Origin of the sequence: Aeromonas encheleia (assembly GCF_900637545.1) — a bacterium.
Lineage (GTDB): Bacteria > Pseudomonadota > Gammaproteobacteria > Enterobacterales > Aeromonadaceae > Aeromonas > Aeromonas encheleia.
Map to the genome: position 1 here is coordinate 3,257,822 of NZ_LR134376.1, position 24,020 is coordinate 3,281,841.

Annotated in this window: 22 protein-coding genes, 2 tRNA genes and 1 pseudogene; 5 read left to right on the top strand and 20 right to left on the bottom strand. The window is 59.6% G+C overall.

What is annotated here, in order from left to right; translation table 11 throughout:
• Positions 1-72: 72 nt before the first annotated feature.
• The 9 genes from EL255_RS15025 to EL255_RS15065 form a co-directional block, all read right to left on the bottom strand.
• A complete protein-coding gene (locus tag EL255_RS15025) occupies positions 73-2,943 on the bottom strand; it encodes a diguanylate cyclase (RefSeq protein WP_084228362.1) in 2,871 nt (956 codons plus the stop codon).
• Between the two features lie 296 nt (positions 2,944-3,239).
• Complete coding sequence (locus tag EL255_RS15030) at positions 3,240-3,797, bottom strand: DUF3332 domain-containing protein (protein WP_042653896.1); 558 nt, start codon at positions 3,795-3,797, stop codon at positions 3,240-3,242.
• A 173-nt stretch (positions 3,798-3,970) separates the two neighbouring features.
• Complete coding sequence (locus tag EL255_RS15035) at positions 3,971-5,266, bottom strand: methyl-accepting chemotaxis protein (RefSeq protein WP_042653897.1); 1,296 nt, start codon at positions 5,264-5,266, stop codon at positions 3,971-3,973.
• A gap of 188 nt (positions 5,267-5,454) precedes the next feature.
• Positions 5,455-5,919, bottom strand: coding sequence for a GNAT family N-acetyltransferase (locus EL255_RS15040; RefSeq protein WP_042653898.1), 465 nt, complete (start codon positions 5,917-5,919; stop codon positions 5,455-5,457).
• An 89-nt stretch (positions 5,920-6,008) separates the two neighbouring features.
• Positions 6,009-6,464 (bottom strand): DoxX family protein, encoded by a 456-nt coding sequence (locus EL255_RS15045; RefSeq protein WP_042653899.1) that lies wholly within the window; start codon positions 6,462-6,464, stop codon positions 6,009-6,011.
• Entirely contained in the window at positions 6,461-7,213 is a 753-nt protein-coding gene (locus EL255_RS15050; protein ID WP_042653900.1) for an HvfC/BufC family peptide modification chaperone, read from the bottom strand. The genes EL255_RS15045 and EL255_RS15050 overlap by 4 nt, the downstream gene beginning before the upstream one ends.
• Positions 7,206-8,048, bottom strand: coding sequence for an MNIO family bufferin maturase (gene bufB / locus EL255_RS15055; protein WP_042654303.1), 843 nt, complete (start codon positions 8,046-8,048; stop codon positions 7,206-7,208). The genes EL255_RS15050 and bufB overlap by 8 nt, the downstream gene beginning before the upstream one ends.
• A 64-nt stretch (positions 8,049-8,112) precedes the next feature.
• Positions 8,113-8,376 carry a BufA1 family periplasmic bufferin-type metallophore gene (locus tag EL255_RS15060; RefSeq protein ID WP_084228363.1) on the bottom strand — a complete coding sequence of 88 codons (264 nt, stop codon included), beginning with the start codon at positions 8,374-8,376 and terminating at the stop codon, positions 8,113-8,115.
• A 318-nt stretch (positions 8,377-8,694) separates the two neighbouring features.
• Positions 8,695-9,069 (bottom strand): hypothetical protein, encoded by a 375-nt coding sequence (locus EL255_RS15065; RefSeq protein WP_042653901.1) that lies wholly within the window; start codon positions 9,067-9,069, stop codon positions 8,695-8,697.
• A gap of 814 nt (positions 9,070-9,883) precedes the next feature.
• Between EL255_RS15065 and EL255_RS15070 the strand changes: the two genes are divergently transcribed.
• A complete protein-coding gene (locus EL255_RS15070) occupies positions 9,884-10,894 on the top strand; it encodes a retron St85 family effector protein (protein ID WP_197720900.1) in 1,011 nt (336 codons plus the stop codon).
• On the top strand, positions 10,891-11,835 hold the full coding sequence (locus EL255_RS15075) for a retron St85 family RNA-directed DNA polymerase (protein ID WP_084228364.1): 945 nt from the start codon (positions 10,891-10,893) through the stop codon (positions 11,833-11,835). The genes EL255_RS15070 and EL255_RS15075 overlap by 4 nt, the downstream gene beginning before the upstream one ends.
• An 89-nt stretch (positions 11,836-11,924) precedes the next feature.
• Here EL255_RS15075 and EL255_RS15080 read toward each other — a convergent pair.
• The 6 genes and pseudogenes from EL255_RS15080 to EL255_RS15110 all read right to left on the bottom strand — a co-directional run.
• Positions 11,925-12,089: pseudogene (locus EL255_RS15080) on the bottom strand (ATP-binding cassette domain-containing protein); the annotation flags it as partial.
• 40 nt (positions 12,090-12,129) lie between these two features.
• Positions 12,130-12,531: a YybH family protein gene (locus EL255_RS15085; protein ID WP_042653903.1), complete on the bottom strand. Its 402-nt coding sequence runs from the start codon at positions 12,529-12,531 to the stop codon at positions 12,130-12,132.
• Positions 12,532-12,646: 115 nt separating this feature from the next.
• Positions 12,647-13,921, bottom strand: coding sequence for a threonine synthase (gene thrC, locus EL255_RS15090; protein WP_042653904.1), 1,275 nt, complete (start codon positions 13,919-13,921; stop codon positions 12,647-12,649).
• A complete protein-coding gene (thrB, locus tag EL255_RS15095; RefSeq protein WP_042653905.1) occupies positions 13,918-14,919 on the bottom strand; it encodes a homoserine kinase in 1,002 nt (333 codons plus the stop codon). Before thrB ends, thrC begins: the two co-directional genes overlap by 4 nt.
• Before the next feature lie 2 nt (positions 14,920-14,921).
• Complete coding sequence (gene thrA / locus EL255_RS15100; RefSeq protein ID WP_042653906.1) at positions 14,922-17,381, bottom strand: bifunctional aspartate kinase/homoserine dehydrogenase I; 2,460 nt, start codon at positions 17,379-17,381, stop codon at positions 14,922-14,924.
• Between the two features lie 260 nt (positions 17,382-17,641).
• Positions 17,642-18,334: a tRNA/rRNA methyltransferase gene (locus EL255_RS15110; RefSeq protein ID WP_042653907.1), complete on the bottom strand. Its 693-nt coding sequence runs from the start codon at positions 18,332-18,334 to the stop codon at positions 17,642-17,644.
• Positions 18,335-18,598: 264 nt separating this feature from the next.
• Here EL255_RS15110 and aceK point away from each other — a divergent pair, with 264 nt between their 5' ends.
• On the top strand, positions 18,599-20,326 hold the full coding sequence (gene aceK, locus EL255_RS15115) for a bifunctional isocitrate dehydrogenase kinase/phosphatase (protein ID WP_042653908.1): 1,728 nt from the start codon (positions 18,599-18,601) through the stop codon (positions 20,324-20,326).
• Positions 20,327-20,428: 102 nt separating this feature from the next.
• On the opposite strand, the gene EL255_RS15120 is transcribed toward aceK, so the two are convergent.
• A complete protein-coding gene (locus tag EL255_RS15120; RefSeq protein ID WP_042653909.1) occupies positions 20,429-20,827 on the bottom strand; it encodes an META domain-containing protein in 399 nt (132 codons plus the stop codon).
• 169 nt (positions 20,828-20,996) lie between these two features.
• On the opposite strand from EL255_RS15120, the gene EL255_RS15125 reads away from it, so the two are divergent.
• A complete protein-coding gene (locus tag EL255_RS15125; RefSeq protein WP_042653910.1) occupies positions 20,997-21,473 on the top strand; it encodes a hypothetical protein in 477 nt (158 codons plus the stop codon).
• A gap of 4 nt (positions 21,474-21,477) precedes the next feature.
• Here the strand turns inward: EL255_RS15125 and EL255_RS15130 are convergent, their stop codons facing one another.
• Positions 21,478-21,957: a putative 4-hydroxy-4-methyl-2-oxoglutarate aldolase gene (locus EL255_RS15130; RefSeq protein ID WP_042653911.1), complete on the bottom strand. Its 480-nt coding sequence runs from the start codon at positions 21,955-21,957 to the stop codon at positions 21,478-21,480.
• Positions 21,958-21,998: 41 nt separating this feature from the next.
• Entirely contained in the window at positions 21,999-22,415 is a 417-nt protein-coding gene (locus tag EL255_RS15135; RefSeq protein ID WP_042653912.1) for a DUF3293 domain-containing protein, read from the bottom strand.
• A 376-nt stretch (positions 22,416-22,791) separates the two neighbouring features.
• Between EL255_RS15135 and arcA the strand changes: the two genes are divergently transcribed.
• Positions 22,792-23,511 (top strand): two-component system response regulator ArcA, encoded by a 720-nt coding sequence (gene arcA, locus EL255_RS15140; protein ID WP_033130442.1) that lies wholly within the window; start codon positions 22,792-22,794, stop codon positions 23,509-23,511.
• 125 nt (positions 23,512-23,636) lie between these two features.
• On the opposite strand, the gene EL255_RS15145 is transcribed toward arcA, so the two are convergent.
• Positions 23,637-23,711, bottom strand: a tRNA-Gly gene (locus EL255_RS15145).
• A gap of 104 nt (positions 23,712-23,815) precedes the next feature.
• Positions 23,816-23,889 (bottom strand) — tRNA-Gly (locus tag EL255_RS15150).
• Positions 23,890-24,020: the final 131 nt, after the last annotated feature.

Genomic DNA, 24,020 nt, shown 5'->3' on the forward strand with positions numbered 1-24,020 from the left:
GGCTTTTCTTTTCAATTGACTGAGGGGACGGCAGAACGCATTTCACGACCTGAACAGCCTCTTGCGCCCTCTCTAGGTCGGCCTGTCTGCTGGCCCTGCCGGTGAACCCGCGGATGGCGTCTGAGCGCCAAACACCGCCACCGCGTTCCTGCCGCCCTGCTTGGCGCGGTACATGGCCTCGTCGCCAAAGTGCAGCAGATCCCGCTCATTGTCTGCCTGGTCTGGATACATCACCACCCCTATGCTCGACGAAATATCCAGCTCAACGCCGTCATCCATGACAAAGGGCATGTCGAGCACCTTGCGGATCTTTTCCGCGACAAACACGGCATCTTCCATCTTTCTGGCATCGGGCAGGAGGATGACGAACTCGTCGCCGCCGATGCGCGAGGCCGTATCGGATTCACGCAACACGGCCCCCATCCGTGACGCGACCTGCTTCAACAACCAGTCTCCGGCCCCATGCCCGTGCTGGTCATTGACCGCCTTGAACCTGTCCAGATCGATGAACAGCAGCGACAGTTTGCGTTGCTCCCGCCTCCCCAGCGCGAGCAGCAGGCTGAGCCTGTCTTCCAACATCCGGCGGTTCGGCAGACCGGTCAGCTGGTCGTAGAACGCCATCTTGCGAATGGCGTCTTCGGCGGCCTTGCGCCGGGTGATGTCCCGGGAACTGCCGACGATGTGGGTCGGTCTGGACTCACCGTCCAGCATGATGTTGGCCACGACCTCGACCGGGACCAGGCTCCCGTCCTTGTGCCAGACCTCCAGTTCGATCTCGATGTGGCGGGCCGTCAGGTCTCCCTCACCAATGCGCCTGATGTGATCCTCCACCGCCTCGCTCCACGCGCGGGCAGCCTGTGGCGGCAACCAGTGGCGCAGAGGATGGGCGGCAATGTCTTCCTGAGTCAGGCCACGCAGCCGTTCGACCGAGGGACTGGTGTAGCTGTATTGCATGGAGGGATATTGCATCACCCAGATCACATCGTTGCTGTTTTCCGCTATCAGGCGATACAGGGCCTGACTCTCCTGCAGTGCCTCCGCCAGACGCGAACGCTCTATGGCCAGCTGCGCCAGTCTGGCGTAGTCCGCCAGCAGGGCGAGATCATGGGCATCCGGGACGGCGGGTTCCCGCCGATAGAGGTTGAATACGCCGATGATCCGGCCATCCCCGTTTTTGATGGGCTGGGCCCAGGCGGCGCGCAGCCCGCTCTCGACCGCCTTGTCGCGCACCGCGGCCCAGCTGGGATCGGTGGCAACATCCTGTGCAATCACCCTCTCCCCACGGAGCACGGCCGCCACCGCAGAGCCGTTCCCCTCCGCGATAGGCATGCGCCCGGTGGGGCTTCGCCACTCATCAGGCAAGTCAGGGGCGGCGCAGTTGACCAGCTCGGTGCCATCGTCAGCCACCAGAAATACGGTGCCCAGCACACCGGGGTGATAGGCATTGATGATGCGCACCATGGCATCCAGCACCTCGGACAAGGGGACCTTATGGCCCAGCTGCTCCAGCACCTGGTTGTTCAGATAGAGGTAGTGATTGTGCGCCGCCAGTTCCCGCTCGGCGGCTTCACGGGCGATGGTCTGGTTATGCAATTCGGTCACGTCGGTGGAGACACCGATCAGCGCCAGGGGTTGATCCGGCAGTTGCACCGGCACCTTGACCGACTCGTAGTAACGGGTCTCCCCGCTCGGGGTGGTGGCTACCTCCTTGCCGCTTTGCTTGTTGCCCGTGGCGAACACCTGGCTATCGAGGAGCCAGAAATGGTCGGCCACCTCCGGCGTCAGGATTTCGTGATCCAGGCGCCCGATGATCTGCTCGGCCGGCAGGCCAAACATCTCGGCGGTCTTGGCGTTGACGTAGACGAAGCGCCGCTCGCTGGTCTTGAAATACACATAGGCGTCCAGGGTGTTGAGGACCAGGTTCAGCAACTCGCGCTGCTGGTGATTCTGGCGCAAGAATTCCACCAGCAGCCACTGCAGGACGGAGAGACAGGCCAACGCCACCACTGAGAAGATCACCTGATTCCACCAGTGGAACAGGTACGCCGCCTTGCTCACCGCCACCACTTGCTGCCACTGTCCAAGGTGCAGCGGGGTCAACACCGCAAGCCGCTCCACCCCGTCTACCGTGGAGCGGTAGAATTTCACATCCGCTCCGTGCTGGGTCTCCTGAAAAGAAGGTTTGTGGCTGGCCTGCCACCCCGCCACCCCATCGGCAGGCGCACCTGAATTCGCATAGCGATACAGCAGCTTGCTCGTGCGCTGGTCAAACATGGCAAGGACCACGTTTTCCCCCAGGTTGAAGCCGCGCGTGTCATCGGTATTGAGCCAGGCTGACAGGCTCTGCAGGCTGAGATAGCCGATGGCACTGCCCAGCAACTGCCCGTCCGCAGACTGTATCTTTCTGAACATCACCATGCCCCCGCCCCCCTGTTCGCTGTCCTGGTCACTGGACACAAAGAAGAGGGAAGAGTCGGCCCCGCTCTCATGGAAGGCCCGATAACGGGGTGAATGCAGGAAGGAGCCGGTCTTCAACAGGGTCGGCGGCAGCATCGATGCCAGCGGTATGCTGGATGCGATGCTCAGGATGCCGCCATCGGGATCCAGGACGGCGACGGTATCCAGCCAGGGGTGCTTCACTTCCTGTTGCAACAGGAGTTGCTTGTCTTGCGGCGCCGGCCTGGTCAGGGTAGCAGTACCGATCGAGCCGAGCCGATGATCCAGGATCTCCTGCAGCCGTTCAAAGCTGCGCAGATGCATCGCCGACACGTTTCTCAGATTCTGCACCACCCCGGTTTCAATCCAGTAGCGATCCAGATAGAGGTAGCCCGCCGTAACGGCGCTCTGGACCAGCAGCACCAGCAACAGCAGGTCCCGTCTGGCCGCCAGACGGGAGAAGCGCGAGCTCATGAAGGCTCGCAGACGCATAGCAGAAACTCTCATATCACCATCCCGTAACATCAGGATCAGACCCCGGCCGTCCATGTCTGTTTACCGCCAGCCGGGACGCAGGAGCGGGGTAAATTAACCAAGATTAACCCCTCACCTCGATTTCAGGCCAAACCTTTTAATAATTAATGACATAAATGCCATACAGAGCACCATTTGCGCCCGCAGGAGTGGCGACCGCCGCCCCGCAACCAGCCCTGGCCGCGGACATGAAAAAGCCCCGCCGAGGCGGGGCTTTGCTGCTGACTGACGGCTCCTGAGGTGCCGTCCATCCTGCCGGTCGCCGGCACTCAGACGAGGGGGCGCTCCTCTGGGGTCATCTCCGCCAGCTGCTGCTGGGTCAGGGTCGAGACCAGCTTGTCGTCGAGATAGAGGTCCAGCAGTTCGCCGCGCATCTCGCCGCGCATCATGCTGCTGCGACCGTCGATGTAGTGGATCTCCATCTGGGCCGTGCGCTCGCCCGGATAGCTGACCTTCACCTCGCGCACCCCTTGCGGCAGCATGGCCAGCGGCACCTTGTTGAGGGCCGGATCCAGATGCTGGTTGACCTTGATCACCGCATCGGCCTTCTGATCCACCAGCGCCGGCGACTTGCCGGTGATGGGGTTCTTGCCGGACCAGAATTCAATGGTGTTGAACACGAACAGATCCGCCGTCGCCGCCAGGCCATAGACGGGGGAGAGCAGCACGAAGACACCGGCACGGCCATAGCGGTTGTCCACCACGCTGAGGTTGCCCTTGGTCAGCATGGCGGAGAGCCCCATCTGTCCCATGCAACCACTGAGCCCCATGCTCGCCACCATCCCCAGCAACAGGGCCGCTGCCCTGCCTTTCTGTCGTACTGCCATCGTTTTCTACCCGCTCAAAAAAAGGAGTCGGCAGCCTAAACAAGCCGGCAGGGCGGGACAATTCACAAGGCAGGGGCGGTACAGCCAGGATTCAGTTTCGCCGCTCGACCGCTCACACTTTTGGCACTCTCGCCAGATACCGTCGCAAGGGCCGGCGGGGCTAACCGCCGGGCTCAGATGGAGAGACTGGAAACCGTCTCCGAGACCCGGTTCGCCTCCTGCCTGATCTCGCTCATCAGCCGATCGACGCCGGCGATCTGCTGCTTGCCGAGCTCGGCACTGTCGGCTACCCCGGCCATGTCGCCGGTCACCCTGGCGGTCAGCTCGCGATTCTTCTGCACCACCTTGGCAATCTCACCGGTCGACAGCGAGGTGCGCACCGCCAGCTGGCGCACCTCGTCAGCCACCACCGCGAAGCCCCGCCCCTGCGCCCCCGCCCGCGCCGCCTCGATGGCCGCGTTGAGCGCCAGCAGGTTGGTCTGATCGGCGATGGCGCTGATGGTCGAGACGATGGCCTCGATATGCCTGGACTGCTCGTTGAGCTGGCCGATGAGGGCGATGGCCTGATCCACCTGGGTGGCGATGAGGGAGGAGGTATCGACCACGGCGCGCAGCAACTCGGCCCCCTGCTCGGCGCTGTGCAGGGTCTCCTGCGCCGTGCTGTGGGCGAGCCGGGCCGCTTCCCGGGTGGCATGGCTCTGATGGATGCGCGTGGTGATGTCGCTGGCGAACTTGACCACCCTGACCACCTTGCCGCGCTCGTCCCGGATCGGGTTGTAGGTGGCCTCCAGCCAGATGACCTCGCCCCGGCTGTCATAGCGCCTGAAGAGGCCGGACTTGAACTGGCCGCGGGCCAGCTCCTCCCAGAAGTGCGGCTGCTCGCGCAAGAAGGTGTCGTCGCAGAAGAGCCGGTGATGCTTGCCCTGCAACTGGCCGAGGCCGTACCCCATGCAGGCGAGGAAGTTCGCATTGGCGGTGATGATGTCGCCGCTCGGGGTGAACTCTATCATCGCCTGGGATCTGTCCAGCGCCTGGGCCAGCGCCTCCTGGCGTTGCAGGTGCTGCTGCCGGGCCGTCATGTCGGTGGCCAGCTTGATCACCCGGGTCACCCTGCCCTGCTGCTTCACCGGGAAATAGCTCGCCTCCAGCCAGCGCGTCTCACCCTTGTGATCGACGCGCTCGAAGAGGCCGGACTGGGCCTGCCCCTGCCGAAGTCTGGTCCAGAACTGCTGATAGTCCGCCGAGCGGGACGCCTGCGGACGGCAGAACAGAGCGTGATGCTGCCCCTGCAGCTCGGCCGCCCCATACCCCATCAGGCTCAAGAACGCCTCGTTGGCCTCCAGGATCGCCCCGTCCGGGGTGAAGATGATGGTCGCTATGCCCTGCTGAATGGCCTCGACGAAGCCCTGCTGCTCGTCGAGCCGGCTCTGGCACGCCAGCAGTTGCGCCTTAAGTTTGTGATTGAACATGGTACTCCTTGAACTGACGAACCGGGCCAACACGCCCGCCCATTGCCGGACGGTATCGGCCGCGCGGGCGCCGATATGAGTGGTCTGATGACTCGAGGGGGCGCGGGGCGCGCAGTGTAGAGAAAAGCGGCGCCGCCGCCAAGACCGCCAGTACGTAGAAGAATCGCTCCAGGATCACCCGGGATCGATCAGGGGACCGGGCACCACTCCAGGCAGGCCGGGTTCGCCACGAAGCCGAGCCGCTCGTACAGCGGGCGTCCCTCCTCGCTGGCGTGCAGCCACAGCTTGCCCAGCCGCTGGTCACGGGCATAGGCCGCCATGACATCGAGCAGGGCGCTCGCCATGCCCCGCTTGCGCCAGGCCGATAGCGTGTACATGTTGAGCAGATAGGCCTCGCGCCCCGCCAGGTTGCCCGGATAGGGCGGCCGCACGAAGAGTGCCAGGGTGCCGCATGCCACCGCCTCGCCATCGACCTCCACCAGCCAGGAGCGGGCGCTGCCATCCCTCGCTGCCGCACTGAAATAGGCCTCGGTCGCCTGCCACAGCGCCCCATCCGCCAGCGGCTCATCGAGCTCCCCCAGCTCACAAAACAGCGCCATGCGCAGCCGCACCAGGGCGGGGATATCGGCGGCCTTGGCCTCGCGAATTATCATGTCTCTTCCTCGGGTTGCACTACCGGGGCGGCTCGCCCCCTGTCACCATGACGAGAGGGGCCGGCAGGCCCCTTCATTTGACTCCCACGTTAATGGGCGCCCGCCCCCCTGGCAAGGCGCCAGTGATCCAGCGCCAGCGGGCCTGCGCCCCACACCGCCAGGGTCAGCAGCATCCAGCCCCACAGCTGGTGATCGTGAAAGCCCCCCGCCCACAGGGTGGGGTAGGAGATGACCGCCATGATGTTGAACGCGAACAGCAGGGCGGCGACCGGGCGGGTGAACAGCCCCGCCAGCAGGAACAGCGGCAGCAGCAGCTCGGTCGCCGTCCCCACATAGGCCGCCCACTGCCAGGGCAGCAGGGGCACCCGATATTCGGATTCAAACAGATAGAGGGTGGAGTCCCAGGCGCTCAGCTTGAGCCAGCCCGAGCGCAGGAAGACCGAGGCCACCCACAGCCGAGCCAGCAGCAGCACGCCGCCGCTAAGCCAGGGTTGAATGCGCCCGGCCCACAGGCAGAGCGGCTTGGAGAGCAGGTGTTCCGTCATGGCATTAGCTCCAGATCGACCAGCAGATCGAGGGTGATGAGTGGGGTCAGGTGCTCGGCCGCAGAGGGCGTCTGCGCCAGCAGCCGGGCCAGGGGTGCTCCCTGCTGGCAGCCCAGCAGCAGGGCCCAGGCGGCTGCTTCCAAGGGGAGCGGCATGACCCTGTGATCCCGCAGCTTCTTCAGCACCAAGTGGCAAGGCGCATCCAGCTCGGTCACGGTGGCCCCCTGATGCAGGGCCATCTGCCACAGTCCCAGCACGGGGTAGGAACTCTCGAACAGCAGGAGGTCGCCGGCGGGCAGCAGCACCAGCTGCTCCCAGCGTTCGGGAGGGACGGCGGCGAGTCGCTCGGCGGGCCAGCGCCTCGGCTCGGGCGCCAGCAGGGCGGCCCTGTCCAGCGCCCATTCGAAGCGGGCAAGCTCCCCGAGCCAGGGCAGCGTGACCGTGGTCGGCAACTGGGCGAGCCAGTCGCCGAAGCCCTCGCCATAGTGCATGACGCTCCCCTCCCGCAGCGGCTCGGCCAGCACGAAGCCGCGCGCCGCGGCGGCGAAGAATACCTCCCCCACCATGGCCTTGACCGCGGGGTAGCTGCCGGCCAGCACCTCGGTCAGGCTCAGGATGAAGTGATTGCGATAGACCCGCAGCACGGACTCGGCCGGCAGGAAGCTGGAGTGGATCTGCGCCAGTATGGCGTCATCCTCGCCGAGCAGGCCGCGGGCAAAGGCTTGCTGCAACTGCGCGAGCTCAGACATGGGCGGCCTCCTGCCCTGTCCCTTGCGCCGCGCTCAGGATCTGGTGGGCGCGCTCGGCCTCCCCCAGCAGCACCGGCAAGGGGGGAATATCCAGATCCCACTCGATCAGGGTGGGGATGGCGCGCTGCCGGCAGACCTGCCGATAGAGCGCCCACACCGGCGGCGCCACCGGGGCGCTGTGGGTGTCGATATAGAGGTGGCCCTCGGGCAGGCGCTGATCGGTAAAGCCGGCGAGGTGGATCTCGCCGACGGTGTCGAGGTTGATGGCGGCCAGATAGTCGGCGCAATCGAAGCCGTGATTGACGCTGCTGACATAGAGGTTGTTGAGATCCAGCAGGATGGCGCAGCCACTGCGGCGCTGCAGCTCGGCCAGGAAGGCCCACTCGCTCATCTCGCCGGGCAGTTGCAGATAGGACGAGGGGTTCTCGATCAGCAGCTGGCAACCCAGGCTCTGCTGCACCCGCTCTATCTTGTCGCTCAGATGGCCGAGCGCGGCCCGGGTATAGGACACCGGCAGCAAGTCGTTGAAGTAACGCCCGCCTATGCTGCCCCAGCTCAGATGCTCCGAGACCCGCACCGGCTTGATGGCCGCGATCAGGGCCGCCAGCTGGCGCAGATGAAGGGGATCGAGCGGATCGGCCGAACCGAGCGACATGCCGACCCCGTGCAGGCTGATGGGGTAGTGCCCGGCCAGCTCAGTCAGCACCTCGAAACCCCGGCTGTGGCGCTCGAAGTAGTTCTCGCTGTGCACCTCCAGCCAGCCGACCCCGGGCAGGGTCTGGCGGATCTCGTCCTGATGGGGGGTGCGTAAACCTATACCGATCAATGGGTTCATGGCGGGGCTCGCTGTCATAGTGGGAACCATGATGTGGCAGGGGCGCCACATCATGGCATGGCGCTTACTTGGGTTGCAGCGACCCGCCCGTCAGCTTCTCGCACAGGCCCTTTGGCATCACCAGAAACGCATCCCCCTGGGCATCCATCTTGGCCGTGCCGGCGCAGGAGTTGCTCTTGGTGGCGCAGTCGTTGTTCCCCGCCTTGGCCACGCCGTAGCACTTCTCCTTGTCGTCGGCCGCCATGGCCGGGGCGGCGATAAACTGGGCACCCAGGGCCAGCAGACCCGTCATGGCAGAGGCGATGGCAGTGCTCTTTTTCACGTTCATGTCAGTCATCCTTTTTGTTGGGAATGGCGTCTCCGGTGTCTGGCATCCGGCTACCTGCAATAAAACCGGCAGACGGGGGAAATTATTCCCAACAAATTGCATTAACGCGTTATTAACAGATGCAATAACGCTAACGCTTTGTTTTAAAACCAGATCAGATGGCAGGGTGCCGAGCATAGCCAAGGCCGCCGCCCGCCTGGGGCCAGAGCGCCCTGATCCCAGGCCCGGGATCTCGCGCCGCCCACCCTCGCCCCGGGCCAAAAAAAGGGGCCAGCAGGCCCCCTTTAGATCTCATGACTGACCGGCAGATGCGGGTACTCAAGCCGTCTTGACGCACTTCTGGACGAAGCTGTTCTTGGCCGCCCCTGCCAACTTCTTGTCGGCCGCGGCCTTCTCGCACTGGCTCGCCTTGTCGGTCGCCGCATCCGTCTTCACGCATTTCTGGATAAAGCTGTTCTTGGCCGCCCCCGCCAACTTCTTGTCGGCAGCCACCTTTTCGCACTGGCTCGCCTTGGCGTTGGCCGGGGCGTCCTTGACGCACTTGCCGACGAAGCTGGTCTTGGCCGCACCCGCCAGCTTCTTGGCCGCGGCCTGGGCCTCGCACTGCAACTGGGCCGAGTCGTTGGCAAAGACCGGATTGGCCAGCAGCACGCTGCCGCAGAGCAGGCCGAACAGGATGGCAATACGCTTCATATGACGTTCCTTATTGTGATGTGTTGGCATGGTGACCTGTTTGCATAGTGATGGTTTGCAAATAGCGGTTATTGCAACAGCTGATTGTTGCCGCAGATCCCCCGCCTCGCCAGCTTGGGACACTGAGCACAGGGCAACCATCGCCCGCACCATAGCGCCGATTACCGGAAAGGAATTGCCCCCCACCAACCCCTCCTCAGCGGCAACCCAGCCACCCTCTTCCCCACCACACCCGCCGACCCCCAATAAAATCAAGGGCCATGGGAATCCAGTTCCCTGCCACAGCGATTTCTTGAGCTAGCGCATAAAACGCAGATATTCCTGATAGTTACGTCACTTTTTGTCTGGTAAACAGGAATCTGCGCAATGTAAGATAGTCATCCGAGCCTATCTAAGTTGATACGATGGGTGTAAGCCGCATCGGTTAATGGAGCATTTTGGAAGCTGTAATCCACGAGCGGTAGCGTTATTTTTTCAAAATCATTCAAATCGCAATCTCTCATTTACTTAAAGAAATTGAAATGGCTAAATATTTTTAGCCACGAGCTTAGTGTTTGATAGGTTGTAATATCATAAAATTACATATATAGTGATTTTGCCTTTACGCGTGGGTTTTGTCATTGTACAAACCTTGTCAGGCGATTCGCCAGACAGTAACTTATTGTGGACATTTAGGGTTGCGCTTCAGTACTTTCCGCACGATCCTTCGTCCCTCAGGAGCGCACGAAAAGTCTTCAGCGCATCCTTTAGGTAAAGGTTAGTAAGGCGACCATCCGGTCGCCTTACTTTTGCTATTTCCCGAGCAGAGTCATCAATGGATAGAATTGCTTACAATGAAACATTGGAGATGATATTCAATGATCTAGAACACTCTAGCTTTCATGTGAATTTCAATACACCACCAATAATATTTATTTGTGGTGGTTCGATGATAAAAATCGGTTCTAGTTTAAGAGAGGCGATTTTTAGATACTTTGCAAGTAATGACAATTCCAATATACATGATCATCTATTAGCTGCTGAAAACTTTAAAGATTATTTTAAAAAAGATGCTTATAGGGACCTAATGGACTTTGAAGATGATATAGCAAGCATATCAACACTCATAATCATCTGTTTAGAAAGTGCAGGTTCGCTGGTTGAGTTAGGATTATTTTGTAACAAGCCCGAGTTAAAAAATCGCCTCTTGGTATTTGTTCCCGCAGAAGAGGTGGAGGCTAAACCAGAAGAAGAAATAGAAGCATACTCTTCATTTATATATTTAGGACCCCTACAAAGTCTAAAACATGCAAATGACTCAGCAGTCATGATATATCCATGGCCATCACCTAACTCATTAAAATACGAACATATTGATTTAATTGCACAAGATATTGAAAATAAACTAGAAACCGTAAGAAAAGTTGATTCATTTTCTGAAGTAAACTCTGGTCACTTAGCATTTTTAATTCATGATATTATAAAACTTTGCGAACCAATTAAACTCTCTGAGATAGAATTGGTGCTAATTAGTCTAATAATTGACTGCCCCGTAAGAAAATTGACACGATTACTTTATCTTCTAGAAAAAACTAACTTTATTGCACCATATGAATATAGTGGCTCGACCTACTATTACGTAAAGAATGAAAAGCTCTCTAAAATAAAGTACGGGAAAAGTAAAAGCGGTAAAGTATTTGACTTCCCGAATGCAAAAATGCAGGTCAGAAAGTCTTTTTCTCCTATATTTCCAGGGGATGAAATTAAAGGGAAGTTTGATGATGAAATATCCAAAAAAAGATACAACGCATTAAAACGAATTAATGCAATAAGGGAGGCTCAATGACTAATATCTTTAGAGGATTATGTGAGCAACTCCTCATGTCTGAAAATGAACTCAAGTCATATATCAGCAGCGTACCATTTAGATACAAAAGGTATTACATCCCCAAGAGAAATAGTAACGAATTAAGACTAATAGCACACCCAGCGAAGGTCGTTAAATCATTACAGCGCCATGCGGTCAGTAAGTTGGAACCACTACTACCTATCCATAAGTGTGCCATGGCTTATTGCAAAGGGAAAGGCATTAAAGAAAATGCTTACCAGCATAAGAATAATCGCTTTTTATTAAAAATGGATTTAAGAGACTTTTTCGGCTCAATAAATCCATCTATATTTTTAGGTGTTTTAAAAAAGCATGACTTAACATTAAGTAAAGAGGATGTTTTTTTACTTTCAAATTTGTTTTTCTGGAAGTTAAGGAGAAATAGTCCACTTCGGCTTAGTGTAGGGGCTCCGAGCTCCCCTTTTGTTTCTAATGCTATCATGTATTTTTTTGATAAAGAATTACATGAATACTGTAATGATAATGATATCGTGTACACTAGATACGCTGATGATATGACTTTTAGCACGAGCAAAAAAGACATATTGTTCGCCCTAGAAAAGACAGTTAAGGCTTTCTTGAAAAAAAACTTCGGTTCATTTTTGAGAGTTAATCACAATAAAACCTTTCATTCTTCCACTGCTCATAATAGACATGTCACAGGCATTACGATAACAAATAACAAAAAAATATCTGTCGGAAGAAATAGGAAAAGGAAAATAAGAGCTTGCGTTCATTCATTTAAAAACGGGCTTTTATCTAACAATGATGCTTTAAAATTAAAAGGCGAACTTGGCTTCATAAAGCATATAGAACCAGATTTCATCATAAATCTAACAAATAAATATGGCTTAGATACCATTAAAAAAATTCAGACTTTTGAGTCAGTAGATACCTAATCTGATAGTTCGATACAATCCCCTACCTTTCTGAGCAACAGAAAGGTAGGGGACTGATATTTATCACTCTAATTTTCATTCCGTCGCTTTCACTCCCCCTCCAACCAATACTCCCTTTCAACCCCTACCCCGGCCACAAAGTCAGGATCGTGGGAGACCAGCAGCAAGGTGCCCGGATAATCGGCCAGCACCTGAATCAGCAGCTGGCGCGAGGCGTGATCCAGATGGTTGTCCGGCTTATCGAGCAACCGCAATTCGGTCTGTGGGACCAACGCCATCCGCAGGATCTGCAACTTATAGGGTTACATCCAGCAATGAAGTCCCATAGGAGTTATCTATGGTGCAGCGCCACTGCCCATCAGCTTCCTTGCGAAACACATAGGTGGCGCGGCGAGTCTCGTCCACCAGGCCGCCTTGCCCGTCCGGGTAGCGCAGCCGGGTCTCCATGATCACCAGGGCGTTGTCGGCCCCCTCTATCACCTCCATGGCCCCCTGGGTCACCTCAAGCTGGCCGTCAAAGTAATCGGAGATGGCCGTGAAGGCGCGGCGGATGGCGGGGATGCCGCGCGCCACCATGCCGGGTTTCACCACCAGGGCGGCGTCCTCGGCGTAGAAAGCCATCAGGGCGTCGAAGTCGCGCCGGGAGATGGCGGCGTCACAGGTCTCGATCAATGTGCGAAGGGGATGCGGGCTCATGCCGTGCTCCTTGTTCCAGGGTGATAATCCAATGCGGGTTTCCCCGCCCTATGCTGGATAAAAAAATCCCCCGCTCTTTGCAAAAAGGCGGGGGATTTTCATTTTTCATGGGTACTTAACCGAGCAGGAAGGCCTTGAGGCGGCCAAAGTCTGCGGGCAGGTCGTGGGAGAGCAGCGGCAGAACCGCGTGCTTGGCTAGCGGGGCTGGCAATGGCACATCCAGCCCCAGGATCTCGTCCACCGACTCCTTGAACTTGGCGGGGTGGGCGGTGCAGAGGAACAGGCCCACCTCGTCCTCGGCGAGCTGCTCGTTCAGCAGATCCCAGGCGATGGCGCCGTGGGGCTCGCACAGGTAATCCAACTGGTGCAGGCGCTGCAACGCAGCGCGAGTCTGGGCATCGTCACGCATGCCCGACCCTAAGGTCTCCAGCGCCCAGCCTTCCCGGCGACACAGCTCTTCCACCCGCGGCCAATTGTTGGGGCGGCTCACATCCATGGCGTTCGACAGGGTCGCCACCGTCTGGTGCGGCTCCCACTGACCGGTTTTCAGGTAGCGCGGCACTGTGTCGTTGGCGTTGGTAGCGGCGATAAAGCGCTTCACCGGCAGCCCCAGCGCCTTGGCAATCAGGCCCGCGGTCAGGTTGCCAAAGTTGCCGGACGGCACGCTGATCACCGTCTTGGCGCGATCCGCCTTAGGCAACTGGGCCAGGGCCTCGAAGTAGTAGCAAACTTGCGCGAGCAATCGGCTGATGTTGATGGAGTTGGCGGAGTTGAGGCCGATGGCCTGTTTCAGCTCGGCATCATCGAAGGCATCCTTCACCAGTGCCTGACAGGCATCGAAGTCGCCGTCGATGGCGATGGTGCGGATATTTCCCCCTAAGGTGCAGAACAGCGCCTCCTGCAGCAGGCTGATCTTGCCCTTGGGATAGAGGATCACCACCTCGATCCCCTCCAGCCCGTAGAAGGCGTGGGCCACGGCGGCGCCGGTGTCGCCCGAGGTGGCGGTGAGTATGGTGATCTTGTCGTTAGTTCTGAAGGTGGCCAGGCACTGGGCCATAAAGCGGCCACCGAAATCCTTGAACGCCAGGGTCGGGCCGTGGAACAGCTCGAGGGCATAGGTGCCATCCTTGAGCTTGACCAGCGGCGCCGGGAAGGTGAAGGCAGCATCGATCAGCTCGCTCACCTTGGCAGCGGGCACCTCGTCCCCCAGCAGGTGGCTGATGATGCGAGCGGAGCGCTCGGCCAGCGGCAAGTCCAGCAGGGCATCCACCTCGGCCAGCGGGGTGATCACTTCCGGGAAGAAGAGCCCCTGCTCGCGGCCAAGGCCTTGGCGCACCGCCTGGGCAAAGCTGACCTGTTCACTCTTGTCCTTGATATTGTAAAGATTCATAGCTCGCTTCCTGTTACCCGTGCCCCGGCCATGTCCAGTTTGCAGACCCGGGCAAATCCATCTTCGTTCTGCACGAAATGTGCGTCCATCCAATCTTTCATGCGCTCGGCCTGGGCCAGATCCTTCATCACCACGAACACGCTGGGACCCGAGCCCGAGATGCCGGTGGCAAGCGCCCCGTTCTGGGCGGCCTGGGCCCGCACCTCGTTGAAGCCTTCGATCAGCGCCGCGCGGTAGGGTTCGGCGATCACGTCTTTGAGCACGCTCGCCGCCAGCGGCTCCTGCTGGGTGTAGCTGGCGTGCACGAAGGCGGCCAGCCGGCGGCCATAGGTGAGGCAATCCTGGCGGCGATACTGGGCCGGCAAGATGGCGCGGGCGGCGGCGGTCGACACTACTGTGCCGGGGTAGCAGACCACCCAGTACCACTGCTCGAACACCGGAATACCCTGGCTGATGACACCCCCCTCCTCCACCACCAGCTGCAGGCCACCGAGATAGCAAGGCGCCACGTTGTCGTAGTGGACCGAGCCGGAGATGCGTCCTTCCATCTCCCCCATCAGCAGCAGCATGGCGTGCTCGTCCAGCAGATCGCCGTGGAAGGCGTTGAGCCCCTCCAGCGCCGCCACCACGCTGCAGGCGCTGGAGCCGAGGCCCGAGCCCACCGGCAGGTTCTTCTCCAGTACCATCTCCAGCGGCAGCATCTCGCGGCCTATCTTGGCCAGCGCCTCGCCATAGGCGAGCCAGCAATCGTAGAGGATGTTCTTCTTGGGATCGTCAGGCAGCTTGTGGGCGTAGCGGCCCACGGAGGAGAGCGCGAAGGGCTCGGCGGTTGCTGACGCCGCCTTGACCTGCACCCGATCCCCCAGCAGGGATCCATCCACGGGGGCGAGCGCCGCCCCCAACACATCGAATCCCACGCTCAGGTTGGCACTGGAGGCGGGAGCATAGGCAACCACACTGCCTTTCTTTTCCAAATAGGGGTTCATGTCTGAACTCATGCTTATAGCTCCTGCTTCCAGTTCTGGGTGCGCAGCACGTCGGCGAAGACGCCGGCGGCAGTCACTTCGGTGCCCGCGCCATAGCCGCGCAGCACCAGCGGGATCGGCTGGTAATAGGTGGAGAAGAAGGCGAGCGCGTTCTCCCCGTCCTTGACCTTGAACAGCGGCTCATCGGCACCGACCGCCTTGATGGCGACCTTGCACTTGCCCCCCTCGATGGAACCGACGTAACGCAGCACCTTGCCCTCGCTCTGGGCCAGCGCGAACTGATCGCGGAACCAACCGTCGGCCTCTGGCAGGCGAGCCATAAAGGCCGCCACGTCACCGCTCACATCGAAGCCAGGTGGCAGCGCCTGCTCCACCTCCACATCAGACAATTCCAGCGCCATGCCGGACTCACGGGCCAGGATCAGCAGCTTGCGCGCCACGTCCATGCCGTTCAAATCGTCGCGGGGATCCGGCTCGGTGAAGCCGTTGCCACGGGCGATGCCGGTGGCCTCGGAGAAGGCCATGCCCTCGTCGAGCTTGCCGAAGATGAAGGAGAGGGAGCCGGACAGGACGCCGTCGAAGGCGCGCAGTTTGTCACCGGCCTTGATCAGGTTCTGCAGGTTCTCGATGACCGGCAGGCCGGCACCGACGTTGGTCTCGTACAGGAACTTGCGGCGAGTCTGGCGGGCGGTGCGACGCAGCGCCTTGTAGTAATCGAGCGACCCTGTATTGGCCTTCTTGTTCGGGGTCACCACGTGGAAACCGGCGGCCAGGAAGTCGGCGTACTGGACGGCGACGGCCTCGCTCGAGGTGCAATCGACGATCACCGGGTTGATGAGGTGGCTCTCTTCCACCAGCTTCTTCACCGCTTCCAGGCTGAAGCTGTCACGAGCCTCCACCAGTTGCTCACGCCAGTTGGCGAGGCTCAGCCCATCCTTGTTGACCGCCATCTGGCGGCTGTTGGCGATGCCCACCACCCGCAGGCCGGTGCCCTGCTCCGCCAGCACCGGTTGCTGGCGCGCAATCTGATCCACCAGGGCCGCGCCGACGCCGCCGACGCCGACCACGAACAGGTCGATGAACTGCTGGCTGCCGAAGAAGTTCTGGTGGCACGCCTTGATGGCCTCAGCCACCTTGCGATCCCGCACCACAGCCGAGATGGAGCGCTCGCTGGAGCCCTGAGCGATGGCGACTATGTTGATGGAGGCCTGGGCCAGGGAGGTGAAGAAGCGCGCCGCCATCCCCTTGCTGGTGCGCATGCCGTCGCCGATCAGGGAGATGATGGCGAGATCGCTCATGATCTCGAGGGGATCCAGCAGCTGATTCTTGAACTCCAGCTCGAACTCGCGCTCCAGCACCTTGCGGGTCTTGTCGCTGTCGTAGCTGTGGATGCAGAAGCTGACGCTGTACTCGGAGGAGGACTGGGTGATCAATACGATGCTGACCCCGGCGCGGGAGACGGCGGAGAAGATCCGGCCCGCCATGCCCACCATGCCCTTCATGCCGGGACCGGAGACGTTGAACATGCACATGCCGGACAGATCCGAGATGGCCTTCACTTTCAGGTCGTCATCCCCCTGATCGACCCCGATCAGGGTGCCCGGACCCTGAGGGTTGAAGCTGTTCTTGATGAGGCAGGGAATGTGGAACTGGGCCACCGGGGCTATGGTCTTCGGGTGCAGCACCTTGGCGCCGAAGTAGGAGAGCTCCATCGCCTCCTTGTAGGAGAGGGTCTTGAGCAGATAGGCATCCGGCACCAGGCGGGGATCGCAGTTGTAGCAACCTTCCACGTCTGTCCAGATCTCGCAACATTCCGCGTCCACGCAGGCGGCCAAGACGGCGGCGGAGTAATCCGAGCCGTTACGGCCCAGCAGCACAGTCTCGCCCTTGTCGCTGCCGCCGGTGAAGCCCGGCATCAGGTAGAGGCAGTCTGAGCGAAGCCCATAGGCGGCGAAGCGCAGGCGGGAGGCTTCGATGTCCACGTGGGCCTCGAGGTAACCGCCGTCGGTGACCAGCAACTGCTCCGGCACGATCGAGCCCAGCTCGACCCCACGCACCCGCAGCAGCTCGTGCATGAAGGCGATGGAGAGGTTCTCGCCCCGGCTCAGGATGCGGGCCTGCACGTTATCCGGGCAGAGCCCCAGCAGGCGGATGCCCTGCATCAGCCGCTCGACCTGATCCAGCTCGGCGGTGAGACGAGCCTGCAGCGCCTTGTCGTCCAGCGCCGGGTAGGCGGCCTTCAGCCCGGCCAGCAGGCGGGAGAAGATGCCGTTGATCTCAAACAGGGTACTGCTGGCATCCATGCCGCGACTGGTCTGCTCCACTAGGGCCACCAGGTGGTTGGTCACCTTGGCCGGTGCCGACAACACCAGGGCAACCTGGGACTGACCGTGGGTATTGACCGCGATATCGGCTACCCGTAAGAAACGCTCTGCGTCGGCCAGTGACGACCCGCCAAACTTCAATACTCTCATCGCATTCTCTCCCTGTATTCCCTGCAAAGTGACCGGCAAATCGGCCTGAAAACTGTCCAACAAAAAGGCCCGTACTGGGTGGGTACGGGCCTTTTCTGATTTCTGTGCTTGTTCGTCAGCGCATCAACCGGCCCCAGTGCCACCTGTGGTGGTACCGGTAATAATGGTGGTGGTGATGACGTTGATGAATGACTGCATGACGAACACTCTTGAACGAAGCTGGCTTTTAGCAATACCGCGCCGGGCGCCGGGCTGTCAACTTAAACCTCTTTGCCGAGTCGACGGGCGAGGTCTTTGCAGAGCAGATGCAGCATATTCAAATCCCGCTGCGGCAGCATGGGCACTCGGTCCATCACCCATTGATGCAGTTTTTCATCCTGCGAAACCCCGATTTCATCGAGAATTTCTGCTGTTTTTGATTTGAGTACCCGAACCTGCCCGGCGCTATCAAAACTTTCTGCTACGGCCTGGGGTTCGTCCAGTAAGGGACTCATCTCGTAGGCATACAGCATGATCGCCTGGCCCAGATTCAGGGAGGGATAGCTCACCTTGAGCGGCAGGTAGCTGATGAGGTCCACCTGGGCGAGCTGCTCGTTGGAGAGGCCGGACTCCTCGCAGCCAAACACGATGGCGACCTTGTTCACCGACGGCTTGGCGCGGATCTGGTCGCGGATCTCCCCCGGCGTCAGGTAGTGCTGGTAGCGACCGCGCTGGCGAGCCGTGGTGGCGATCACCAGATCCATGTCGGCAAGGGCTTCAGGCAAGGTATCAAAGGCCTCAGCCTCGGCCAGGATCTCCTGCGCCCCATGGGCGACCCAACTCGCCTCTTCCTCTTCGTGTACCCGGCTGGCCACCAGGCGCATGGCATCGAAGCCCATGGTTTTCATGGCGCGGGCGGCCGCCCCGACGTTGGCCGCCCGGGCTGGTGCCACCAGGACAAAATAGAGTTTCATTGGGTTTCCTCTTGGGCAGGGCCGGCGTCCCTCATCAAGGGTAAAGCATCGGCAAAACAGGGGCGCAATCTACCGTTTATCCCCGATAATTGCCACTTGAACAGACGTTTGAATGTTGCCATAGTGACCCAATAGGTGGCCAAATTGCCGTCAATGATCCACGAAGTTACCGCTATGGAACTGCGGTGTGCGGATCGGGAACGAGCCGGCAGACAGGCCACCATCGCCGTGCTATCGGGCCGGCTCATCACAAGGAAGAGAGAGATGCAGCAGCCATTGGAACAGGCCGTCGCCGAGACGATCTTGCAGCGCTTCGAGTCGTTTTACAGCAGGTTTCTCGAGATCACCCAGGGCAGCAAGAGCCGCTTCGAGCACGGCGACTGGCTGGGGGTGCAGCTCGCCGGGCGCGAGCGCATCCGCCTCTACGACCATCATGTCGGCGCCACCACGGCCCTGATCAAGCAGATGATGGGGGAGCAGTTGCCGAGCCAGGCGCTGCTCAAGCAGGTGAAGGGGGCCTTCAGCGATCTGCTGCCCCGCTGTGACAACTTCGAGGTGGCGGAGTCCTTCTTCAACTCCGTCTACCGCCGCATCTTCCGCCATCGCAACATCCGCGACGAGAACCTCTACATACACCCGTTTCGCAGCCGGGGGGATCATCCCGACCTGAGCGCACTGCTGCGGGTCTATCGCACCGATCTCGCCCATCTGCCACAGACACTCAGCCAGCTGCTGGGGGACTACAGCTTCACCCTGCCCTTTGAGGACAAACAGCGGGACATCGTCGACATCCACCGTCATCTGGCCGAGAACGGCCCGGGCATTCTGCACGATGAGCCGTTCGCCATCGAGCTGCTCAAGGAGGTGTTCTACCGCAACAAGGGTGCCTATCTGGTGGGGCTTATCCGGGTAAAGGGCGAGGTGCACCCCTTCATCCTGCCGCTGCTCAGCACGGGCCAGAGCATCTATGTGGATACCGTCATCTTCGAGCCGGAGCTAGCCTCCATCGTATTCGGCTTCGCCCGCGCCTACTTCATGGTCTATGCCCCGGTGCCGGCGCTGTTCGTGCTGTTCCTGCGCCAGATCATGCCCCGCAAGCCCGATTACGAGATCTACAACGCCATCGGCTGCCAGAAGCACGGCAAGACAGAGCTCTATCGCCACTACCAGCAGCACCTGGCCCAGAGCCGGGAGCAGTTCGTCATCGCCCCCGGCATCAAGGGGATGGTGATGAGCGTGTTCACCCTCCCCTCCTACGACGTGGTGTTCAAGGTGATCAAGGACGAGTTCACCCCTCCCAAGGATGTGAGCCACGAGCAGGTCAAGGCGAAGTACCGGCTGGTGAAACAGCACGATCGGGTGGGCCGCATGGCCGATACCCAGGAGTTCACCAACTTCGAGTTTCCCCTCGAGCGGATCTCCCCCGAGCTCTTGGCCGAGCTCAAGACGGTGGCTCCCTCGGCGCTCACCCTCACCGCCGACAAGCTGGTCATCAAGCACCTCTACACCGAGCGCAAGATGATCCCGCTCAACCTCTATCTGGACAAGGCGGACGAGCAGCAGACCCGGCTCGCGCTGGAGGAATACGGCAACGCCATCAAGCAGCTGGCTGCGGCCAACATCTTCCCCGGCGACATGCTGTTCAAGAACTTCGGCGTGACCCGCCACGGTCGGGTGGTGTTCTACGACTACGACGAGATCTGCTACATGACGGAGTGCAACTTCCGCCAGATCCCGCCGCCGCGCTATCCCGAGGACGAGTGGAGCGCCGAGCCCTGGTACTCGGTCGCCCCCAACGACATCTTCCCCGAGGAGTTCGCCACCTTCCTGCTGCAAAAGCCCCAGGTGCGAACGATCATGATGCAGGTGCACAAGGAGCTGTTCGATGCCAACTACTGGAAGATGCTGCAGGGCAACATCAAGGAGGGGGTGTTCGAGGATGTCTATCCCTACAGACGCAAGAAACGCTTCCGGTTTCAGCGGGGGGGATGAGGTGCCCATCGCTCAGATACCCAGCAAAAAGGGACGCCGCGGCGTCCCTTTTTGCTCCGGGCCCAGCGGCTCGGCTACGACAGTCTCTGACGAGACTCTCTCTTACTTCGTGGCCGGCAGGGCATCGAAGGTAAGCAGGGCGGTCTTGTTGGCATCGCTCAACACCAGCTGCTGACCGGAGATCCGATAGGTCGCGACCATCTCCAGCGCCTGCAGGTAGTTCGCCTCCTTGCCCGCCAGATCCCCGGCACACATCATGCGGGTCGCGCCCATGGCGCCCAGCGTCAGGACGCCGTCGCCCTGCTGGGTGATGCCGCCAAAGTAGCGGTTGCAGCCGCCCTTGCCCGCCACCTTGTCACCTGCGACCTGCAGGGTGAAGGTGTCGCCGCTCGCCCCCTGCAGTTGCCAGGTCGATGCTTGCAGTTGAGCCAGATTGGAACTCGCAGTCATGGCGCAGCCTCCCAGAGCCAGCGCGGCCAGCAGGGTCAGTTTCTTGTTCATGAGTTCACCTCTTGATGGAGAAAATAGTGAAGACGCAGAGTGATGGGGGCCTGTGTATCATGAGTCGGAAGCGGATTAAAACTCTTTTATTGTGATGCGGGTTGCCTTTACTACCTGCTGGCATGTGCCATGCTTAGGGTCCTGTTCCGGACCCAGGGAGGGGAAACGAATGGTCAAGTCTCTCATCATCGCACTCGCATCAGGCCTCGCATTTTCGGCCCAGGCGGCCGACTGGAGTTTTCTCCAGACCGAATCGGACAGCCAGCTCTACGTGAAGAGTTATTCCGGCGTGCTGCTCGGCAATCAGACTCATCACGGCGACAATTTCGACCTCTGGCTCATCAACACCGGCTACCAATACCCGGTGCTGGATGATGTCACCCTCTACATGGAGGCCGGCCCCGCCGTCGGCACCCGCAGCGATCAGGCCGGCTTCAATATCAGCTCAGGGGTGCGCTATCAGCTCTCCCCTTCACTGAACATCGGCAGCCAGCTCAAACAGCTGGAGGTGAGCAACCCCAGCACCCTGGTGGAGCTCAACAGCAGTCTGCTGCTGACACCGCAACTGGCCATCACCGCCAACTACGGCGTCAGCGCCTTCAGCACCGAGCAATTTCTCACCCTGGGGGTTGGCTTCAACTTCTGAACCTTCAGATGAGCCGGGCACCACTGATCAGCACGCCGTTGAGATCGGCGTAGACATAGTCACCCGGCGCTATGGTCACCCCGGCAAAAGAGAGCTCGGCATCCAACTCACCCTGTCCCAGCTTCTCGGTCTTGACCGGACAGGCCGCCAGCGCCTTGACGCCCAGCGCCAGCGTAGCCAGGGTGCCCACATCCCGCACCGCGCCATAGATCAGGATCCCCTCCCAACCCTGCTCCACCGCCTTGATGGCTAGCTGATCCCCGAGCAGTGCCCGGCGCAGGGAGCCGCCCCCGTCGATCACCATCACCTTGCCCCGGCCGGGCTGCGCCACCAGTTCCCGCACCAGGCTGTTATCCTCGAAACAGGAGAGGGTGACCGCCTGGCCATGAAACAGCGGCTTGCCGCCATAGTCGTGAAACAGCGGTTCGGCCACCTGCACGGCATCGCCGTGTTGATCGCAAAGGTCGGGGAGTAAGTCCAGCATCGTCAGCGTCCTTCCATGGAGTGAGTCCGTTCATTCTTTCATCATGTCGGGTCCCTGACAATCCAGCAGGAGGCCAGTCTGCCCAGATGGTGTGGCTCCCCCTTCATCAACACGGGGATCAGCCAGATCTCTCCCCCCTCGACCCAGTAGCAGGCATTCTGGCCAAAACGACTGGCCAGCCGGACGGCATCGGCACGGGGCATCTGTAACAATAACGACGCTTCCTGCCAACTTTCATCCAGGGAACTGCCCCACACCGGCCCCATGACGAGCAGGTCGGGGACGTCGTCGATGAGCCGCAACAGGGCAAGATGACGGCGGCAATTGCGACGCATTCCGAGCCATCTGCTGGCCGGATTCCAGGTCGTGACGATGGCATAGGCGGGCCAGGAGGGCGGCTCGAACGGGGCAAAAAAACAGACTTTTCTGTAGTTTTCCCACAAAATCATGTCAATCACATGTTACATCCCATTACATTCCATAGGGGCGAAAAAGCGGGCCAGCCCAAGTATCATGCAGCGAACTCAGGGTTTGACTTATATCAAGCCAGAGTTAAAAAGTTGCTATCTGACGGCAAAGAGTGTTGTTATGCGCCTGTTAACTGATAAAATGCAGCAACTTTTGTAATGGACTACCTTTCAGGGCTTCGCTCGTTCAGGCTTGTTGAGACCCCATGTGTGGCACAAGGATGTTTGCCAACATCGATACCAAATTCGCGATGATTCGACCTGATATTCATACCCAGGATGACGTAATAAATTTTCAGGACCGGTCGAATAACGCCAAAGAGTGTTAAAATTTCGAAAATTAACTGATAAGAATCTGGGAATACTCATGCAAACACCACACATTCTGATCGTCGAAGACGAACTGGTCACCCGCAACACTCTGAAAAGCATCTTCGAGGCCGAAGGCTACATCGTGCTCGAGGCCAACAATGGCGACGAGATGCATCAAGCCCTGACCACCCACACCATCAATCTGGTGATCATGGATATCAACCTGCCGGGCAAGAACGGCCTGTTGCTGGCCCGTGAGCTGCGCGAAGATGACAACATCGCCCTGATGTTCCTGACCGGTCGTGACAATGAGGTGGACAAGATCCTGGGTCTGGAGATCGGCGCCGATGATTACATCACCAAGCCGTTCAACCCTCGTGAACTGACCATCCGTGCTCGCAACCTGCTGAGCCGCACCATGAACGTCACCGCCGGTGGCGAAGAGAAGAAGCTGGTTGAGCGTTACCTGTTCAACGGCTGGGCACTGGACATCAACAGCCGCGCACTGGTCAGCCCGGCTGGGGACATGTTCAAGCTGCCCCGTTCAGAATTCCGCGCCATGCTGCACTTCTGCGAGAACCCGGGCCAGATCCAGACCCGTGCCGAGCTGCTCAAGAAGATGACAGGCCGCGAGCTGAAGCCCCACGACCGTACCGTCGATGTCACCATCCGCCGCATTCGCAAGCACTTCGAGAGCGTGGGTGACACCCCGGAAATCATCGCCACCATCCATGGCGAAGGCTACCGTTTCTGCGGCGAGCTGGAGCAGGAATAAGCCCGACCGGCAGAGTGTGGAGTGAGAGGCGCCCTTGGCGCCTCTTCTGTTTCCGGCAGCCAGCGCCTGCTTGGCGTGGAAAAACAAAAAACCCACTCGATTGAGTGGGCTTTTTGTTTGATATCTGGAGCGGGCAGCGGGAATCGAACCCGCATCATCAGCTTGGAAGGCTGAGGTAATAGCCATTATACGATGCCCGCAAGGCTCAGAAACTACTGTCGATATTCGGGGATGGGTCGGCGTCAGGGGTAGCGTGCGAGGCAGAGGCAATAACGAGACGGGTCGTCTACCGGATATCGGAATGTGGAGCGGGTGATGGGAATCGAACCCACGTATGCAGCTTGGGAAGCTACCGTTCTACCATTGAACTACACCCGCGTCAGTGGCCTCTACTATATGCATTTTGCCGGCGAGCGCAATCACCGCCGTCCTGTTTTTTGCCATAAATCAAGCTGTTCGGCCAACTAATGAGCATGCAGCTGCTTTTTCAATCAATCATCTTCACGCCG

Excerpts from the sequence above, each read along its gene's own strand:
- EL255_RS15025 (WP_084228362.1), bottom strand. The coding sequence starts at position 2,943 with ATGAGAGTTTCTGCTATGCGTCTGCGAGCCTTCATGAGCTCGCGCTTC.
- EL255_RS15030 (WP_042653896.1), bottom strand. The coding sequence starts at position 3,797 with ATGGCAGTACGACAGAAAGGCAGGGCAGCGGCCCTGTTGCTGGGGATG.
- EL255_RS15035 (WP_042653897.1), bottom strand. The coding sequence starts at position 5,266 with ATGTTCAATCACAAACTTAAGGCGCAACTGCTGGCGTGCCAGAGCCGG.
- EL255_RS15040 (WP_042653898.1), bottom strand. The coding sequence starts at position 5,919 with ATGATAATTCGCGAGGCCAAGGCCGCCGATATCCCCGCCCTGGTGCGG.
- EL255_RS15045 (WP_042653899.1), bottom strand. The coding sequence starts at position 6,464 with ATGACGGAACACCTGCTCTCCAAGCCGCTCTGCCTGTGGGCCGGGCGC.
- EL255_RS15050 (WP_042653900.1), bottom strand. The coding sequence starts at position 7,213 with ATGTCTGAGCTCGCGCAGTTGCAGCAAGCCTTTGCCCGCGGCCTGCTC.
- bufB (WP_042654303.1), bottom strand. The coding sequence starts at position 8,048 with ATGAACCCATTGATCGGTATAGGTTTACGCACCCCCCATCAGGACGAG.
- EL255_RS15060 (WP_084228363.1), bottom strand. The coding sequence starts at position 8,376 with ATGAACGTGAAAAAGAGCACTGCCATCGCCTCTGCCATGACGGGTCTG.
- EL255_RS15065 (WP_042653901.1), bottom strand. The coding sequence starts at position 9,069 with ATGAAGCGTATTGCCATCCTGTTCGGCCTGCTCTGCGGCAGCGTGCTG.
- EL255_RS15070 (WP_197720900.1), top strand. The coding sequence starts at position 9,884 with ATGGATAGAATTGCTTACAATGAAACATTGGAGATGATATTCAATGAT.
- EL255_RS15075 (WP_084228364.1), top strand. The coding sequence starts at position 10,891 with ATGACTAATATCTTTAGAGGATTATGTGAGCAACTCCTCATGTCTGAA.
- EL255_RS15085 (WP_042653903.1), bottom strand. The coding sequence starts at position 12,531 with ATGAGCCCGCATCCCCTTCGCACATTGATCGAGACCTGTGACGCCGCC.
- thrC (WP_042653904.1), bottom strand. The coding sequence starts at position 13,921 with ATGAATCTTTACAATATCAAGGACAAGAGTGAACAGGTCAGCTTTGCC.
- thrB (WP_042653905.1), bottom strand. The coding sequence starts at position 14,919 with ATGAGTTCAGACATGAACCCCTATTTGGAAAAGAAAGGCAGTGTGGTT.
- thrA (WP_042653906.1), bottom strand. The coding sequence starts at position 17,381 with ATGAGAGTATTGAAGTTTGGCGGGTCGTCACTGGCCGACGCAGAGCGT.
- EL255_RS15110 (WP_042653907.1), bottom strand. The coding sequence starts at position 18,334 with ATGAAACTCTATTTTGTCCTGGTGGCACCAGCCCGGGCGGCCAACGTC.
- aceK (WP_042653908.1), top strand. The coding sequence starts at position 18,599 with ATGCAGCAGCCATTGGAACAGGCCGTCGCCGAGACGATCTTGCAGCGC.
- EL255_RS15120 (WP_042653909.1), bottom strand. The coding sequence starts at position 20,827 with ATGAACAAGAAACTGACCCTGCTGGCCGCGCTGGCTCTGGGAGGCTGC.
- EL255_RS15125 (WP_042653910.1), top strand. The coding sequence starts at position 20,997 with ATGGTCAAGTCTCTCATCATCGCACTCGCATCAGGCCTCGCATTTTCG.
- EL255_RS15130 (WP_042653911.1), bottom strand. The coding sequence starts at position 21,957 with ATGCTGGACTTACTCCCCGACCTTTGCGATCAACACGGCGATGCCGTG.
- arcA (WP_033130442.1), top strand. The coding sequence starts at position 22,792 with ATGCAAACACCACACATTCTGATCGTCGAAGACGAACTGGTCACCCGC.